Raw genomic sequence first — 18876 nt, forward strand, 5'->3', positions numbered from 1 at the left:
CCCCTATCTGGGCTCTCGCCGACGCGTCGGACTGCCTCGGTGGCTGGTGCCATGGGGTCGTGAGGGCGCTTGTCTTGCCGGTATCCTGGCTGCATCGGCCTGGCGGCCGATCCAGTCGATCAAGGCGGCGTCGCAGGCAATGTGTTGACCAGCGTGATTGTTCCGTTGCCGCCCGAGGTGTTCACGTTCGACGGCGTGAAGGGATTGTTGTCGTCGGTAACGACCAGCGCCGCGGTGCCACCGGCCGAACCGTTGCGCGACAGGTTGAAGATCGTCGAGGCGTTGAAATTGCTCAGGCTGATGCCGGCGGCGCCGCCGGGCGCGGTGAAGGTATTCTTCTGCGCGGCCGAGGTGCCGCCGAGCACGAGGTTCATGATGCTGGTATCGCCGGCCGTCGCGCCATTGTCGGCGAAGAACCCGGAGAACGGAGAGGCCACGCCCGGAGCAGTCACGCTGTTGCCGAAGACGGACGCATTCATCGTCACGCCACCGTCATTGTTCTGCAGATGGATACCCACATTGCCCCAGCCGGTGATGGTGTTGTTCTGGATCAGCGTGGTCAGCGTGCCGGAAGCGCCGGCCGCGCGAACGAAGATGCCATCCGAGTTCTTGCCGGTCTGGCCGACCAACTGGTTGCCGGTGATCTTGCCGACCATCGTGCCGAGATCCTGACCCTTGGCGACGAAGATGCCGACGGTATCGAAGGCATTGGCGCCGCCGTCGGTATCGATGTTGTTGGCGATGTTGAAGGTGGTGGTTGCCGCCGACGTGTTGCCGCCGGAGCCGCTACGGACCGAGATCGCGGTGCCGCCGCCGGGAACGATAGCCTGGCCGTTGTGGAATGTGTTGTTAGTGGCGACCACGTCCATGGTCGCATTGTTGTTGGCGATCGCCTCGAAGAAGTCGGAGCGGGTGCCGGAGAAGGTGTTGCTGTCGAGCGTCACATTCGCGGTCGCGCTGTTGTAGACGGTGAAGTCGATATTGTCGTTGCCGATCGACGCATTGATCAGGCCAAACGTATTGCCGCTCATCGTCAGCCGGTTCAGCGTGCCGCTGGTGTTCCAGACGGCGATGTTGCTGTAAGCGCCGCCGCTGATGCTGGAACCGGTGATCGAAGCGGTGCCGAGCAGATTGTCGAAGCGGATGGCGCTCTCTTCCACATTGCCGGCATTGTTGTTGCCGTTGACGCCATTGATGGTCGTGCCGGTCATCGTGAAGCCGGTGACCGTCTTGCCGTAGACTGCGAAGTTCGAGAAGTCGTTGAGCTGCATGCTGGCCAGCGAGACGTTCGCCGTGTTGCGCAGGAAGATGCCAGTGCCGCCGGTGCCCGACGTCGTGTTCCCGCCAGGGGTAGTGCCGTTGAGGATGTCGGCGCCGGTCTTGTTGGAGATCGTGCCGCCAGTCCCCGCACCCCCGGTGCCGGTTACGCTCAGGCCGCCGCTCGAGCCGGTGTTGTCGACGACGATGCCGGCATTGCCGCTCGACCCCGTTGACGTAATGCTCTGGAATACCAGATTACTCGCGCCGATCGTCGTGTTGACGACATTGAGCGCCGTGCCGGTTGACGAATTGATCGTGTTGCCGGTGCCCGTAACGTTGATCGTTCCGCCGGTGGTGGCTGCCGGACCGGCGCCGGTCGCATTAAAGCCGTTGCCGGAGGTGGTGGTGATGACCAGTCCGCCGCCGGTGAAGTTGATCGTCGCGCCGGCATTGTCGGTCAGGTTGACACCGATTGCCGTTCCCGACGTGATCGCCTTCGAGGCGCCGGAGAAGGTGATGGTGCCGGCCGCGTTGTCGTCCAGCCGGATGCCGTTCACGCCGGCGACATTGTGGGTGATGGTGCCCGAAAGCGTGATGTTCTGCGCGCCCGCCGCGCGGTCCTCGATGTCGATCGCCTGGCCGGTGCCGCTGGTGATGGTGCCCGAATAGGTAAGCCCCGCCGTGCCGCCGGTGTTGGCGCCGCCGGCGCCGTCGCCGATGCGGATCACGGCCGCATTGCCGCCGACCAGCGAACCGCTGCCGAGGGCGACCGTGCCGGTACCGGTCACCGTATCCATGATGACGGCGCTGCCGCCGCCGGCGCCCTTGGTGGTGGTGGCGAAATTCACGCCGGCCGGGGCAACCACGACCGTGTCGAGATTGACGGCGGTGCCGCTCGTCGTGGTGATGGAATTGCCAGCACCCGTCACCGAGACCGTGCCGCCGCCGGTGGCGCTGAAGCCGGTGCCCGACGTGGTGTTGCTGGCCAGCCCGCCGCCGGTGAAGTTGATGGTGGCGCCGCCGTTGGTTGCCAGATCGACCGCCGTAAAGGCGCCGGTGGTCAGCGACTTGGTGCCGCCGCTGAAGGTGAAGGTGCCGCCAGTGTTGCCGTGGACGTAGATGCCGTTGTCTACGGCGCCGCTGGCGGTAAGATTGCCGGCCAGCGCGATCGCGCCGCCGGTGACGCCGGAAATGTCGACGATCTTGCCGGTCGAGGATTTGCTGACCGTGCCGTTGTAGGTGACGGTCGACGTCCCGCCGGAGACGAGGAAGCCGACGCCGCTGGGGTTGGCGATCGTCGTGCCGCTGCCGAAGGTGAAGGTGCCGCCCGAGCCGTTGGTGATGTCGACGCCGGCATCGCCGCCGTTCAGCGTCGTGGTGCCGTTGAAATTATAGATGCCGTCGGCATTGCTGAACTGCAGGCCGGTGCCGTTGGTCGCCGACAGCGTGCCGGTCTGGAAGGTGATGGTGCCGCCGGAATGCGCGGTGACGGCGACCGTGGCCGCGTTGTTGGCCTGGGTGATATTGCCGCTGTAGGTGACGCTGGCGGTGCCGCCAACGACATTGAACGCGGTGCCGCTCGGGCTGGTGATCGACGTGCCGGCGGCGAAGCTGAACGTGCCGCCCGACCCGTTGATGATGTCGACGCCGGCGTCGCCGCCATTCAGCGTCGTGATGCCGTTGAAATTGTAGGTGCCGTCGGCATTGTCGAACTGCAGGCCGGTGCCATTGGTCGCCGACAGCGTGCCGGTGCTGAAGGTCAGCGTACCCGCGTTGCCGCCCGAAACGTTGACCAAAGCGGCGTTGTTCGCCTGCGTGATGTTGCCGCCATAGGTGACGACGGCCGTGCCGCCGAAGACCACGAACGAATCGCCCGAAGCGCCGCCCAGCGCGCCGGTACCGAGGCCGACGGTCCCAGATACGCCGCTCAGGACGACGTTGTCGGAACCGCCGCCGGACGAGGTCGAGTCCAGCGCGATGGTGGCGGCGACGCCGGAGAGATTGATCGCCTGGCCGCCGGTCGCGTTGATCGTCTCGGCGGCCGCGGAAGCGGTGATGCCCATCGTGCCGCCGGTGCCGACGATGCCGGTGCCGGAGGTGGTGTCGATGGTCAGGCCTCCGGTGAAGCTGGTGGCGCCGCCGGCCTGCAAGAGACCAATGCCGCTCGCCGTGTCGATATTGGCGAGTCCGGTGACGTTGAGCGTGCCAGTCTGGACATGGATGCCGCCACCGGTTGTCGAGGTATTGTTCACCGTCAGCGTGTTGAAATTGAACGTGCCGGTGTTGGCGTTGGTGGCATCGATGCCGAAGCCCGACGTGTTGGAAACGCTTGTCGCGCCGGTCACGGTGAAGGTGCCGGCAACGCCATCGAAGGTGATGCCGCTGGCGACGCTGTTGACGACGGCGCTGACGCTGGAGAACGTCATGTTGACGGTCAGCGGATCGAGATAGAAGGCCGGGCCGTTGGTGGTGGTGACCACGCCGCCGCTGCTGTTCAGCGCGAAGATCGTGCCGGCGCCCTTGGTGTTGACCAGGACGCCCGTGCCGCCGTTGTTGGCCAGGCTGAGCGTGCCCAAGTCGAGGGTGCCGCTGGTGTTGGTGAAGCTCAGGCCATTGCCCTGGACCCGCGCGCCGGCAGTGCCGATGCCGAGCGTGCCGGCGCTGACGGTGCCGCCGGCACCGTTGGAATCGAAACGGACATTGTTGAAGGCGATGCCGCTGCCGGTCCCGCCGGTCACTTTATTGTCGGCAAACGACCTGATCGCGATCGAGTTGTCCGTCGTACTGATGTTCTGGCCGGAGAAGGATGCCGCCAAGGCGGATCCGGTCGATGTCAGCGTGTTGCCGTCGATCGAAAGCAGAAGCGTGTTGGCCGACGCGCCTGACGTGGAGAAGTCGAGCGCCCGGCCCCCGGCGGCGATGTCGTTGTTCCTGATCACGAAATTGGATGCGGTCCCGGCATTGGCGACGATGCCGGCGCCGCTGCCATAGTTGCTGACGGTAACGTTCTGCACGCCGGCGGTGATGACGCCGGTGCCGCTCGTCGGCAAGGTGATCGTGGCGGTGCCGTTGCCGGCCAGGATAGGCGTCGAAGCGTCGAGGCCGCCCGGGTTCGCAACAAGCGTCGAAGACGGGATGGTGGTGAAGTGGAACGCCGGCGAGGCACCGCCGGCGGTATCGACGCCGAGCTGGGAAACATCGATCGCCGCGTCGCCATTCTTGAACGAGATCAGCGCCTGCCCGTCCTTGAGATCGAACGAATTGTTGCCGATGTCGATGGTCTCGACACCGCCGCTGGTCTTGTCGACCAGAACGAAGACGTTGGCCGAGGACAATTCCGCCTGGGCGACGCTGCCTGGATTGAGGAAGCTGCCATTGCCGAGGCCCGACGAATTGCCGGCGGCGTCGATGTAGAAGACACGGATCGCCGACAGGTTCGACGTATCGCCCAGGAAATTGACGTCGTTGAAGTTGTAGTCGCCCGATGTCGGCAAGGTGTCGACGGCGTCGATGACCCGGCCGCCGCCGAAGGTCGCGATCGACGATGCCGCCGGGCCGGCACCGTCGCCGAACACCAGCTTGGCGTTGGTGGCGCTGGAGAACAGCACGCCGCGCGCGACGTTGCTGATGGTCGAGGCCTGGTCTCCCGGATTGTCGCTGTTGTCGGTGTTGCCGAGCTGGATCGTGCCGGTGCCGGTGGTGCCGGCCATGTCGATGCCAAGCGTACCGGCAAAGCCGCCGCCGGCAACGTCGAAATCGCCAGCCGTTATGCCGGCGTTGACGATGGCACCGTTAAGGTCGAGACCGACGGCGTTCGCCGCGCCCAGCCCGATATTGAGGCTGGTGAAGCCGACCGTCGCGGCGAGCGTGCCGGTAATGTCGACGCCGCGCGAAGTGATGCCAAGCAGGTTGAGCGTGCCGAGATTGATGGCGCCGCCGCTGACATTGTTGAGCAGGATGCCGGTCCCGGCGCCGTTGACGGAGATCGAGCTGAAGTTGACGCCATCCGCGCCGACCGTCGCACCGTCGAGCCTGAGCGCGCTTCCGGTCGTCGTGGTGATGGTGTTGTTGAGGCCGGCCACGCTGAACCTGCCGGCACCGGTGGTGCTGGCGTTGATGCCGTAGCCGAAGCCGGTGGTGATGCCGAGGCCGCCATTGGTGAAGGCGAGCGTGCCCGTGCCGGCGGACCTGACGATGGCGTCGTTGGCACCGGTGCTGAAGGTCTTCGATGTACCGGAGAAGGTGGCGGTTCCCTGTGACGTCCCGTTGAATGCGACGCCGGTGCCACCGGTATGAGCGATGGTGCTGGAAATATTGTACACGCCGTTGGCGCCAAAGAAGGCGAAAGCCGTCGACGAGGTGGTCGAGGCGATCGAGCCGCTGAGGTTGAGCGTCGCCAGGTCGGCGCCACCGGCGCTCACCACGCCACCCGTACCGACCTTGACCGAGCCGTTGTAGTTCAGCGTGCCGCCGGTATTGCCGCCGACATCGATGGCCACTGTGGTGGTGCTGGTCGTCGCGCCGATGCTGGCGGTGCCGCTATTGCCACCGATGTTGGCAGAGCCACCAAAGACGCCGTCGAAGGCAATGCCGGTCGTGCCGCCGTCCACGGTCAGGCTGGATCCGGCGACATTGGCGATGTTCACCGTACCGATCTGGCCGCCGAACTGGATACCATTCCCGGCAACGTCGATATTGGTCGTTCCGGTGAAGTTGACCACACCGGTGCCGGTTATGCCAAACAACGTGACGCCGATCGCGCCCGTATTGGTCAGGCCGCCAATGTTGACATTGCCGGCGAGGTCGACGCCATTCAGCACCACACCGCCGCCCAAAGCGCTGGCGTTCGACGTGATGCTGTCGAAGGTAACGCCGCCACCGCCAACCTTGGTCGCCGCCAGCACAAGCCCGTCGCCGCCGGCGATCTTGTTCGCGTTGACTCCGCCGGTCACCGTGACGGTGCCGCTGTCGATCGCAACGAAACCCATCCCGGTCGTGGTCGTAATGTCAAGGCCACCGTTGGTGAAGTTGATCGTGGCGTCCGGATTGGGGGCCGACGTGCCACCCGGGAAGCCGCCGGGGAAGCCGAGATTGACGCCGTCCGTTGTGCCCGAATCGATCTGCTTGCTGGCGCCCGAGAAGGTGACCGTCGCCGGCGTGCCATTGTCGATCCCGGCAACGATGATGTTGCCGCCGGCGCCCGCAAGCCCGTCTTTCAGATCGCCCGACAGCGTCACCGAGCCGCCGGTGAGGCCTTGGATCGAGGCCGCGGCACCGGTGCCGTTGCTGTTGATGGTACCGGCATAGGAAATGATCGCGCTGCCGCCCCCGACATTGAAGGCTGTGTTCGCACCGGTATTGGTCAGCGTGCCGTCGCCAATGGTCACCGAGCCGGTCAGGTTCTGCAGGTTGACGCCGCCGCCGGTCAGCGTGCCGGCGGCGCCGCCGTTGGGCAGGTTGCCGCGCGTGACCGTGATGTTGCCGGCGCCACCATTGGCGTCGAGCAGCGTGCCGGCGACATTGACGTTGTTGTCGAGAATGGACAGGTTCGAGTCGAGGCCGGCAACCTTGAAGGCCGTGCTGCCGGTGGCGACATTGCTGACCGTCACACCCTGGATGGTGATGCCGCCGACATTGTTGAAGCCGCCCGCGCTCTGGTCGATGGTGAAGGCCGAGCCGCTGGCGCCGTTGAAGTTGAAAGCGGTGTCGCGGACCTGGTTGCTGCCGAGCAGATGCAGGAAATCGCCCGTGCCGGTGACCACGCCTTCATTGCCGGTGACGGTGCCGCCGCTGGCGCCGAGATTACCCTGGACATTGATCGGCTGGACCGTGCCGGAGGTGGTGATGGCGTTGTTGTTGCCGAAGCCGATGATCGACTGGCCCGAATCGAGCGTGAACGGCGTGCCGCTGAGATCGACGGTGCCGACAAAGGCGAAGGTCTGGGTGCCGAGCATGGCATCGGCGGCGGCGACCGAGATCGTGGTCACGGACTTGCTGAGCCCGTCCGTGCCGGCGGCGATGACGCCACCGGACTGCGAGACCATGATGGTCCCGCCAACCGCACTGGCCAGGTTGGCGTTGCCGGTGAAGGCGACGTCGTCGAAATCGTAATTGCCGAGCGTCGGATCGAGGCCGATCGTGTTCACGGTGTAGCCGCCGCTGGCGGCGATGATGGAGGACTGCAGCCCATCGGCCGAAGTGCCGTCGCCGAAGGTGAAGTTGGCATTGGCCGAGGTCGCGGTGCTGAAGTCGCGCGCCAGGTCGACGCCGGTGCCGACATTGGAAATGCTGGAGCCGCGCTGGAAGGTGATGGTCTTGTTGCCCGTCGTCGACGACAGGTCGATGCCGCGCGAGGTGAGGTCGCCGGTGCCGGTAATCGTCGTCACACCGAAATCGGCCGTGGTCGATGAGCCACTGAAGTCGATGCCGGTCTGGTTGGCGCCGGCGCCCAGCGTCACATTGGTGGTGCCGAAACTGACATTGGCATTGGTGCCGGCGAAGTTGATGCCCGCCAGGCCGAGGGTCGAACCCATCGTTACGCTGGTGGTGCCGAAGGTGACGGCGCCGGCATCGTTGACGATGTCGATGCCATTGCCGCCCGCGCCCGACACGGTCACCGCCCCGAAGGTCGCCGACGCCGTGCTGGCGACACCGGAGACGGACAGGCCGGTGGCCACGGAATTGGTGATCGACAGCGGAGCTGTGACGTTCAGCGTCGCGGTGCCGGCAAGGCCGGTGACGACGGCGCCACCGCCGCCCGTCGCGGACAGTGTCGGGCCGGTGAAGCTGATCGCACCGCCGACCGGTACCAGTGTCGAGCCGATCGAGAAAAGATTGCCGGTGCCGGTCGACGTGACCGCGCCGCTGAAGGCCGCCGAGCCGCCTGTGGTGCCGTCGACCTTGACCGCCGCGCCCGGCGTGCCCGCCGAACTGGATATGCCGGCCGAAACCGTGATCGCCGCGCTGCCGCCGGAGACGACCACGCCGTCACCGGCGCCGCTGTTGGTGATGGTGCCGCCAATGCCGATCGTACCGGTATTGTTGGCCAGGCGGACATCGGTGCCGGCGATATTCGTGGTGACGAGATTGCTGACGCTGACGGTGGCGGCGCTGTTCTGAACCAGGAAGCCGGAGCCTCCGCCCACCACGGTGTCGACCTTGGTCGTGCCATTGAAGCTGTAGATGCCGCTGGCGATGTTGTCGAGGCTGATGGCGACGCCGCTGATGCGATACAGGTCGACGTCAGCAAAATTGACGTTGCCGCCGCTGGTGTTGGTGATGACGATGCCGGTCGAAACGCCGCCGCCCGAGCCATCCACGGTGACGCTGGAGAAGTTCACACCGGACAGGCCGATCGTCATGCCGGCGATCTGGATGCCCTTCTCATCGGGCCCGAGACCGGTCGCCACGGTATTGTTCGGCCCGTACACCGACAGAGTGCCGCCATTGACGGCACTGAAGGCGAAGCCGCCATCGGCTGTCAGATCGAGGCCGCCGGTGAAACGAAACGCGCCGCCGGCATTGCCGGTCAGGTCGATGGCGTTGGCCGCACCCGTGCTGGCGGTGATCTTGCCGCCGAAGGTGGCGATGCCGCCGGTCATGTTGGAGATCTTCACCGCGCTTGCAGCGGCGGTCTGGCTGATGGTGCCGTCGTAGGTGACGTTGGGCGTGGAGTTGGTGATCGAGAAGGCGTTGCTGCTCGTCCCGGCAATGGAACTCCCGTTTCCGAAGGTCAGGGTTCCGCTCGAGCCCCCCACGATACCGACGCCTATGCCGCCGCCGGTTATGTCGAGGTCGTCGAAGGTGGCGGTGCCATCGAAATTGTTGGCGAACAGCGCGACATTGGTGGCGTTGGCGATCGTCGTGTTGCCGGTGAAATCGACGGCGGCGCTTGAATGAACAAGCGCGATGCCGGTCTGGCTCGCGCTCTGGACATTGAGATCGTTGACCGTGACCGTGCCGGTCACGCCGTCGAGGACGAGACCTGTCGCGACATTTCCGACCGTCACGCCCTGGATCGTCAGGCCGTTGATCCCGGTTGCACTGATGCCCACGGCGCCGCCGCCCGAAATATTGAAGTCGAGCAGCGAATTGCCGTTGGCCGCCGTGACGACATCGCCGGCGCCGGAATTGGTCAGCGTCGCCGCGCCGCCGGGATCCGAAACGACCTGGTCGTGCTGGACGTTGTCGCCGGTGACGTTGACCGGAATGCCGCCGAGCGAGAAGGAGCGGCCATTGCCGAACGAGGCCAGCGTCTGCCCGTCGCTGAGCGAGAAGCCGCCGGCGGCATCGATCGGAGACCCCTTGTTGACCAGCACGAAGATCGCATTGTTCTGGGTGTTGAGGTCGGCCTGGTTGATCGCGAGCAGGCTCGATGTCGAAGAACCGTCACCGGACGATCCGACGCCGCCGACGAAGATCACGTTCTGCTGGTCGAACAGTTGCGGGCCGCTGAAGGTGGTCGAGCCGAACGCATAATGGCCAAGCGTCTGGTTGAGGCCGCGCGTGTCGAGCGACGCGGTGATGCCGGCAATGGAACCGCCGCCGAAGTTGAACTCGGCATTGGCCGAATTGGCCAGCGAGCCGGCAACGCCGAAGCGCACGCCGGTGTCGACCCCGGCGATGGCGCCGCCATCGGTGATGCCGATCGTTGCCCCGCCCGAGGTCGGCGAGGACAGATCGATGCCGATCGAGCCGGCGGCGCCGGTGCCGGTGATGTTGAGTGACTGCGCGGTGAAGTTCGTGTGGCTGCCGGAGAAGTCGAGGCCGGTGCCGATGCCGAGGCCGGAGATGACGACGTTGCCGGCGACCACCGCCGCATTGACGCCGGCAAACGAAATGCCGTCGCCGCCCGGTGCCGAGATGGCGACATCGCCAAAACGGATCGCCGCCGGCGAATCCGAAATGGCGATCGCGGGTCCGGTCGTGTTCGAGATCGTCGTCGCGCCGTTGACGGTGAAGCTGCCCGAGACATGATCGAGCACGACACCCGACGTGCCGCCGGTCTGACTGATCGAGTCCAGCACCACATGCGCGGTGATCGGGTCGATGAAGACGGCCATGCCGCCATTGCCCGACACGGTTCCGCCGGTTGTGGTGAAGCTGCCGGCGATCGACGTGCCCTGCACGGTCATGCCGCGATCGGTGTTGTCAAGCGCATTGACGGTGGCGAAGGTGTAGGTGCCCTTGCCTGATATATCGAGGCCGTCGTCGTGGTTGCCCTGCAGCAGCGTCGTGCCGGTGAAATTGTAGGTGCCGCTGTCTTCGATATGCAGGCCGTCGAGCCCGTTGCCGGTCGACGTGAAATTGGATGCGCTGACGGTGGTCGAATTGCCGGTGAACGCGGCGCCGTTGCCGCCGGCGCCCGTCACGGTCACGTTGGTCAGCGTCGTGCCCGCGGCGTTGTTGCCGAAGATGCCGTTGGCGCCGCCGGTGATGGTGATGCCGTTCAGCGTGTTGCCGGTGCCGAGCGTGATGACGTTGTTGGCGACATTGGTGCCCTGGATCGTGCCGTCGCTGCCACCGAGGTTGAAGGTGGCGGTGCCGCCGCCGGACAGTCTCGCGGTGACGCTTTCGCCGCCGCCGATCACGGTCTGGCCGTTGGCAAGTGTCACGCCGGCGGTGGTCAGATTGCCATTGCCGCCCAGCGCAACGACAAAACCGCCGCTGCCGGCCTTGGTGACCGCGTCGTCCAGCGTCGTCGGGTCAGCCTGCGTGCCGGCGCCCGCCAGCCCGCCATCGGCGAAATAGAACTTGCCGAACGCCGCATTGGTGGCGGCGTTGATGGCGACGCGCGTCGTCGAGCCGCCATTGATCTCCTGCGACTGGATCCTGACGCCGATATCGCCGCGCACGCGTTCGTTGACGCGCTTGCGCAGGCCTTCGCTGACCGGATAGACCGGGTCCGTGCCGATGGCCGCGGTCTTGTCCGAGCGGCGGCTGGGATTGAACGGGATGTTCAGCCGCACGCTGCCGGCGAACTGTGTGTCGTCGCGATTGTCGTTGCGGACCTCGCCGGCGAAGACCAGTTCGGTGCCGCTGCCGAAGGCATCGCCGATCGTGTATTCGAACCCGGCCTTGGCGCCGGTGACGCTGCCGTCGTCGCCGTGCGGATCCTCGAAATGGTAGCCGCCAATGTCGAGCCGCAGCGAGTGTTTGTCGGGCAGGTTGACCGGAACCTGGGCGCCGATCTCGCCTTCGATGCCCCAGGCCGCGTAGTCGCGGTGGTCGAGCACCGATATCTGTTCGATCAGCTGGTTGCTGACCATCGACAGGGTCGAGCCCGTCGAATGATCGGTCGAGTCGCCCTTGATCGGCACGAAGACGTTCACATGCGCGTCGAAGTTGGGCATGATCGCCTCGACGCCCAGTGTGGCCGCGGTGAACTGCGTGCTGTTGTAGTTCTCGAGGTTTATATAGGCGTAGCCGCCGAGCATCAGGTCGGGATTGACGATGCGGCGAATGCCGAGGCCGATGTCCTGGCCGGAAGCATCCTTGAAATCATGCTTGGCCCGGACATCGAGGAACAGCACCGACTCGGCCGTCTGCTTGATCGGGATGAAGCCTTCGAGCGCGGCGTTGCCGCCATTGTTGTCGGCACCGACGATGGCGCGGATCTGCGGCTGCCAAAGCCTGTCGGGGTCGCCATGGGCAACGACGCCGGAAAGGCCAAGCGCCAGCGTCGTCAGCGCCGTCGTCTTCAAAAGATGGCTTACAATGCGCGAACGGCGATAGTCAGCGCGCACGCGGACAGCCTCCCCGCGCGCCACCATCCCACCAACCGGCCGAGAGCTCTCGGTAGTTTCCATCCCCGGCGAGTTCCTCCAGGGACTACACGTCCCGCGTGTCAATTGTTACGCGAATTCTATTGTATAGCGAGTCCGGAAGGTTGTGAGTGTTGTTGTCGGACCTCAAAGTTCTGTCCTGTGACCATATTGCCACAGTAGATTTGGTGGCTTGCTTGACCCGGGACTCGGCTTTCGGAGCAGTCGCCATTGTTGTATCAAGCTTTTTCCGAGAGAATACCTGCCGTGGCAAGGAAAATTATAGGGCGTCAAGAACATGGCAAGTATTTTAGTGAAAGCTAATCTATATGGCGTCGCGGCATTGGCTGCCCTGTCGCTGTTGTCGGCTTCTGTTGGCCCGGCGCTTGCCGAAGACGCCGCCGGGGAGCCCCAGACCAGACAGGCTCAACCCAAGGAACTCGGACCCAGACCGGCCGACGCCAATGCATGGGCGGTGAACTGCTCCAGCGGCTCTGCGACCGGCGAGCTTCAGTGCCAGGTGTCGCAGAACCTCACCGAGGCCAAGACCGGGCAGCGCGTGCTGACCGTCACCGTGCGTCGCGACAACGGCAATGGCGGCTTCGCCATGTTGCTCGCTTTGCCGCACGGCCTGTTCCTGCCGTCCGGCGTCGGCTATCAGGTCGACAAGGGGCAAAAGGTCGTCATCGCCATCCAGACCAGCGACCAGAACGGCGCCTATGCCGCCACGCCGCTGTCGCCGGAACTGGTCAAGGCGATGAAGGCGGGAACCAATCTGAACATCGGCATGGAATCGGTCACCCGCAAGCCGGTCACCATCCCGGTATCGCTCGCCGGCTTCACCACGGCCATCGCCAAGCTGGAATCGATCAAGTAGCGGCGCATCCGTGGATTGGCCGAAGCCATCCCAAACTCGTCATCCCAGGGCGAAGCGATGGACATCTCCGCCGACCGTGAAGGCATGCGGCGCACCGGCATGGCGAGCAACCCACTTGATCGTCGCTGTCCGCAATGCTCCGTTGTCGCTTCGGACATCCGGAGAAACCCATGACAGGCTTTGTCGATCGCCAGCGCGCCGCGCAGTTAATGGAAGGCGCCGGCATCGGCGCGCTGGTGCTCTGCGCCCCCGAGGCCTTCCACTATGCGACCGGTGCGTGGATCGGCCCGGCGGGGCTGTTCCGCCGGGCCGGTGGCGGGTTCGTGATCATCCCGGCCGAACAAGGCCTGCCGATCGGTGTTGTCGTCGCCGACTTCAACGCCGCGCAGCTGCGGCTCGCCGCTCCGGAAGCAATCGTGCGGTCGCACCCGATCTGGATCGAATCCGCGCCGGTCGAGACAGTGCATGGGCTGCCCCTGGCCGAACGCGTCGAGGCCGGCCTTGCCTCGCTTGGCCGCGCGCCGGATTTCTCCCGTCCCGCCACCTTCGATCTCGCCGGCGCGGTGCGCCAGCTGCAGGCCTCGCTCAGGGAATTCGGACTGGAGCGCGCAACGCTCGGCATCGACCTCGACTTTGTCCCGGCCGCCGATTTCGCCGCCATCCAGGCGCTGCTGCCGCATTGCCCGATGGTCGATGGCTCGCCGGTGCTGGACAGGCTGCGGGCCGTCAAGTCCCAGCGCGAGATCGATCTCCTTCAGCAAGGCATCTTTCTCTCGGAAGCCGGGCTGGAGCGCTTGCAGGTGGACGCGATGGCCGGCATGCGCCAGGCCGATCTCGTCGCGCTCTACCGCAAGGGCGTCGCCGAAGCGGCAGCCGGCCTGTCGCATCCGGTCGTAACAGCGGAATATGTAACGCTGGGCGCCCACCCCAAGGGCGCCGACGCCAGGGCCGTGGCCGGCGATCCCCTGAAGTGCGACATGGTCTGCACGGTCGGTGGCTACGCCTCCGACATGTCGCGCAATTTCACCTTCGGGCCGCCTTCCGCCGACCAGGCCGAGCTGCATGCCATCGCCGAGCGCGCCTTCGAGGACGGGCTGGCGGCGCTGCTCCCCGGAAACACGCTCGCCCATGTGCATCGCGTCACCAGCGAGAGCCTCGCGCGGCAAGGCCTGCGCTCTTACCGCCGTGGCCATTTTGGCCACAGCGTCGGCCAGTCGGTGTTTTCCGAGCAATGGCCGTTCATCGCGGCCGACAGCGATGTCGTCATCGAGGCCGGCATGGTGCTGGCCTTCGAAATCCCGCTCTACATTGACGGCCTCGCCAGCTTCAATCTCGAGGACCAGTTCCTGATCACGGCGGATGGGCCGAGGCCGATGAACCGGCTGCCGAGGCGACTGGAGATGGTTGGGTAGCGCGGCCGCGCTGCGCAGATTGGCCGTGCTCCTCCACCTTCGTCATCCCGGGCGGAGCAGCTGCGCAGCGGCGCAGACCCGAGGATCCATGCCGGGACTGGTTGCGGGTGCGGCGGAGCGGATTTTGCGCCGCGGCGCGGCTTTAAAGGCGCGGCCGCCGATCCCTCCAGGGCATCTCCTGCTCAAGCTGCGCCGAAGCGGCGGAACGGTCGATATCCGTCTCCGACATGTCGTGGTAGCCGAATGGACGCGGCAGGTGGTTCAGCGTCGGCGTGCAAACATGGTAAGAGGTCAGGTCGAAAAGGCAGGGAAGACCGACTTCATGACCGAAGCTGACAGCCAGCAAGAGCCCGTGGCAAGTCACCAGCCGGAGGGACGCGACATCAGGCGCATCCCCGACATCATCTCGCTGGTCAAGGATTCCTACGCGCAGTTGAGCCCGGCGGAGCGCCGCGTCGCCGATGTCGTGCTCGACAATGTCAAATACGCCGTCGACGCCTCCAATGCGGCGATTGCCGAGCGCGCCGGGGTCAGCGAGCCGACGGTGACCCGCTTCTGCCGCGCCATCGGCTGCGAGGGCGTGCGCGATTTCAAGCTGAAGCTGGCGCAGAGCCTCGTCGTCGGCGCGCTCTATCTTGCCAAGCCGCCGGCCATCGGCAACGACAATGGCATGCCGTTCTGGAACGCCGTCTTCGGCGAGGCCCGCCGGGCATTGCAGGAAGCCGAACGCCAGCTTGACCCGGGCCAGCTGCGGAAGGCAGCCGAACTCATCGCCAAGGCACGCCAGGTCACCGTCTTCGGCCTCGGCGGCAGTTCCTCGGCGCTGGCGCAGGAAACGCAGTACCGGCTGTTTCGTTACGGCATCACGGTCAACGCCCAGTGCGATCCCTATCTGATGCGCATGAGCGCCTCAACGCTGAAGCCAGGCGACCTGGTGATCGCCATTTCCGCGACCGGGCGCACGCGCGAGGTGATCGAGGCCGTCGAGCTCGCCAAGCACTACCGCGCCGACGCCATCGCCGTGACCGCGCCCGACACCGATCTGGCCCGCGCCTGCGATGTCCGGCTGACGGTGGCGGTACCCGAATATCCCGACACGCTGAAGCCGACCGCTTCGCGCTTCGCCTTCCTGGCGGCGATCGACCTGTTGGCCGTGGCCTCCGCCTACAAGCTCGACGGCTCGGCGCGCGAGACGGTCCGCCGCATCAAATACAACGCCCAGATCCACCGGACCGGCAAGGAGATGGAGCCGCTCGGGGATTAGGGCACAGCTTTTTTCCTTCTCCCCTTGCGGGAGAAGGAAAGCCGTCAACGTGAGAGGGAAAGACATGCTCGAAATGGCACCGACGAAACAGGCAGCCGCATGGCTGGAATCCCTGGCGCAGGCGCTCGCGGCCGGCGATGCGACGGCGGCAAGCAATTTGTTCGTCGACGACTGCTACTGGCGCGATCTTCTGACTTTCACCTGGAACGTCACGACCATGGAAGGCCGCGAGGCCATCGCCGCCATGCTCGAGGCAACGCTGGCGACGACGAAACCCACCGCATGGCAGCTCACCGGCGAGGCGACCTCGGACGAGGGCACGATCGAAGCCTGGTTCACCTTCGAGACCGCTGTGGCTTCCGGCCAAGGCATCATGCGCCTGCGCGACGGCCGCTGCCGCACCCTGTTCACGGCGATGACCGACCTCAAGGGGTTCGAGGAGCGCAAGGGCTTGGCGCGGCCGCTCGGCGTGCGCCACAAGGCCGACCCCGAACGCGAGACCTGGGCGGAGGCGCGGGCGCGCGAGACGCGCGAGCTCGGCGTCACCGAGCAGCCCTATTGCCTGGTCATTGGCGGCGGGCAGGGCGGCATCATGCTGGGCGCGCGGCTGCGGCAGCTCGGCGTGCCGACGATCATCATCGAGAAGAATGCGCGCGCGGGCGATTCCTGGCGCAACCGCTACCGCACGCTCGTGCTGCACGATCCGGTCTGGTACGACCATCTGCCCTACATTCCGTTCCCGGAAAACTGGCCGGTCTTCACGCCCAAGGACAAGATGGGCGACTGGCTGGAAATGTACACGCGCGTCATGGAGCTCAATTACTGGGTCGCCACAAAGTGCCTCAGCGCCTCCTATGACGAGGCGCGGAGGGAGTGGACCGTGGTGGTCGACCGCGTCGGCCGGCAGATCACGCTGAAGCCGAAGCATGTCGTCTTCGCCACCGGCGCCTACGGCCCGCCGCGAAAGATCGACCTGCCCGGCGCCAGCGCATTCAAGGGCGAATTGGTGCATTCCAGCCAGTATGCCAGCGGCGACAGATACCGCGGCAAGAAGGTCGCCGTCATCGGCGCGGCCAGTTCCGCGCATGACGTCTGCGTCGATCTCTGGGAAAGCGGCGCCGACGTCACCATGATCCAGCGCTCGCCGACCACAGTGGTCAAGTCGGACACGCTGATGGAGGTCGGCTTCGAGATCTTCTCGGAGAACGCTCTGGCGCGCGGCATCACCACCGAAAAGGCCGACATGATCGTCGCCTCGACGCCCTTCGCGCTGGTGCCCAACGGCCAGCGCGCGCTCTACGAGGTGATCAAGGCCCGCGACGCCGCCTTCTACGACCGCTTGCGCGCCTCGGGCTTCGCCATCGATTTCGGCGACGACGAGACCGGCCTCTTGATGAAGGCATATCGCACCGGCTCGGGCTACTACATCGATGTCGGCGCCTGCGACCTGATCATCGACGGCAAGATCGGCATCCGCAGCGGCGTCGCCATCAAGGCGCTGACGGCAAAGGGCATCCTGTTCGAGGACGGCAGCGAACTCGAGGCCGACGCCATCATCGCCTGCACCGGGTACCAGTCGATGAACGAGAATGTCGCCGCGCTCGTTTCGCGCGAAGTCGCCGACAAGGTCGGCCCCTGCTGGGGCCTCGGGTCGGGCGTCAAGGGCGACCCCGGCCCCTGGCAAGGCGAATTGCGCAACATGTGGAAGCCGACGGCGCAGGAAGGGCTGTGGTTCCACGGCGGCAATCTGGCGCTGTCACGGTTTTACTCGAAATACGTGGCGCTGCAGATCAAGGCGCGGATGGAAGGCATCGCCACGCCGGTTTACGGAAAGCCGAGCAACGCTGGGCGTTAGCTCTTTCCTCCCGCCTTGTGGCGGAAGGTGGATCGGCGCGCGGCGCCCTGGCGGATGCGGGGTGGGTGACGGAGTGCCGTCGGCGCCGAGCTGGAACCCCCTCATCCGACCTCGCGTCGCGAGGCCACCTTCTCCCACGAGGGGAGAGGGGAAGGCCACGCCCTCACTCGTGCCGGTGCCCGAAATGCCGGGCCGCCACCTCGACATGCGTATGCGCCGTGTGCGCCTCGAAACGCTCGGTCTCGCTGACATCGTTCACCGCCTCGTTCGGCCACCAGGTGCCGCCGATGACGATGCCTTCCGACACCAGCCGCTGGTCGGCGACCAGCGAGGCGCCCACCGCGTCGACGAAGGTGAACCGGCCGGACCGCTGGCGAAGGACGGTGACATCGCCGACGGTGCCGACGGCCAGCGTGCCAAGGTCCGGCCTGGCGATCGCCCGCGCCGGCGCTTGCGTCGCGGCGCGCAGCACCTCGACCAGCGGCATGCCGAGCGCCATCAGCTTCGACATGCAGACCAGTATGTCGAAAGCCGGCCCGTCGACGCAGTAGAGATGCACGTCGCTCGAAATGACGTCCGGCGCCAGCCCCTCGGCAAGCATGGCGCGCGCCACTTCGAAATCGAACGAACCCATGCCATGGCCGAGATCGAAGATGACGCCGCGCTCGCGCGCCAGCCGCATGTCGGGCCGCACCGCGCCGGAAGCGAAGACCGGCGCGTTGGGGAACGGCCGGAAGCAATGGGTGAGGATATCGCCGCGGCGCAGGCGCGGCAGCACTTCCGAGCGGCCGGGCGGCGGCTCGTCGATATGCGCCATCAGCGGCAGGCCGGCCTTGTCGGCGGCCTCAAGCGCCAAATCGACCGGCGCGATGCCGCTGGTGCCGCCGGCATGCTTGCCCGAGCGGACTTTCACGCCGACGACGACATCGGCGTGCTCGCGCGCGGCGGCGACCACCTCGCGCGGCTCGCAGAGCCGAAGATCGCCGCACTCGCCGACCGACACCGACTGCGAGAAGCCGAAGATGCCGGCAAAGGAAATGTTGACATAGGCCAGGATGCGCACCCTGGAGCGCTCCATGACATGGCGGCGGAAGCCAAGGAAATTGCCGGCGCCCGCGCTGCCAGCATCGATGAAGGTGGTGGTGCCGCTGTTGGCGGCGAGCCGGTCGGCATCGACGCCGAGCGAGGTGCCGCCCCAATAGACGTGGCTGTGCAGGTCGACCAGGCCAGGCGCGACGATGCAGCCGGCCGCGTCGACCACCTCGTTGGCGCGATCCACCGGGATATCGGCGTCCACCGCCGCGACCCGCCCACTGGCGATGGCGACATCGCGCGGCGCATCGATGCCGGACGCCGGATCGATGAGCCGTCCGCCCTTCAGCAGGAGGTCGAATTGCATGAGGGGTACCTCCGGTTTGCGCGTTGCCGCTTTAGAGCAAATCCAG

Annotated in this window: 6 protein-coding genes; 4 read left to right on the forward strand and 2 right to left on the reverse strand. The window is 65.9% G+C overall.

Annotated elements, in window-relative coordinates:
• Positions 1 to 119: 119 nt before the first annotated feature.
• Positions 120 to 12005: a hypothetical protein gene (locus C1D09_RS33220; protein WP_167514702.1), complete on the reverse strand. Its 11886-nt coding sequence runs from the start codon at positions 12003 to 12005 to the stop codon at positions 120 to 122.
• A gap of 331 nt (positions 12006 to 12336) precedes the next feature.
• Between C1D09_RS33220 and C1D09_RS21340 the strand changes: the two genes are divergently transcribed.
• From C1D09_RS21340 to C1D09_RS21355, 4 genes are all read left to right on the forward strand, one after another.
• Complete coding sequence (locus C1D09_RS21340) at positions 12337 to 12900, forward strand: invasion associated locus B family protein (protein WP_246135826.1); 564 nt, start codon at positions 12337 to 12339, stop codon at positions 12898 to 12900.
• Positions 12901 to 13070: 170 nt separating this feature from the next.
• On the forward strand, positions 13071 to 14312 hold the full coding sequence (locus C1D09_RS21345) for a M24 family metallopeptidase (RefSeq protein WP_143976179.1): 1242 nt from the start codon (positions 13071 to 13073) through the stop codon (positions 14310 to 14312).
• A 322-nt stretch (positions 14313 to 14634) separates the two neighbouring features.
• The gene (locus C1D09_RS21350; protein WP_143976180.1) at positions 14635 to 15576 is read left to right on the forward strand and encodes a MurR/RpiR family transcriptional regulator; all 942 of its coding nucleotides are present in this window, start codon (positions 14635 to 14637) and stop codon (positions 15574 to 15576) included.
• A gap of 64 nt (positions 15577 to 15640) precedes the next feature.
• Complete coding sequence (locus tag C1D09_RS21355) at positions 15641 to 17431, forward strand: flavin-containing monooxygenase (RefSeq protein WP_143976181.1); 1791 nt, start codon at positions 15641 to 15643, stop codon at positions 17429 to 17431.
• Between the two features lie 163 nt (positions 17432 to 17594).
• Here C1D09_RS21355 and C1D09_RS21360 read toward each other — a convergent pair whose 3' ends face one another.
• Positions 17595 to 18830, reverse strand: coding sequence for an amidohydrolase/deacetylase family metallohydrolase (locus C1D09_RS21360; protein ID WP_143976182.1), 1236 nt, complete (start codon positions 18828 to 18830; stop codon positions 17595 to 17597).
• Positions 18831 to 18876 lie beyond the last annotated feature (46 nt).

It is taken from the genome of Mesorhizobium intechi (assembly GCF_002879535.1).
Classification (GTDB): Bacteria; Pseudomonadota; Alphaproteobacteria; order Rhizobiales; family Rhizobiaceae; genus Mesorhizobium; species Mesorhizobium intechi.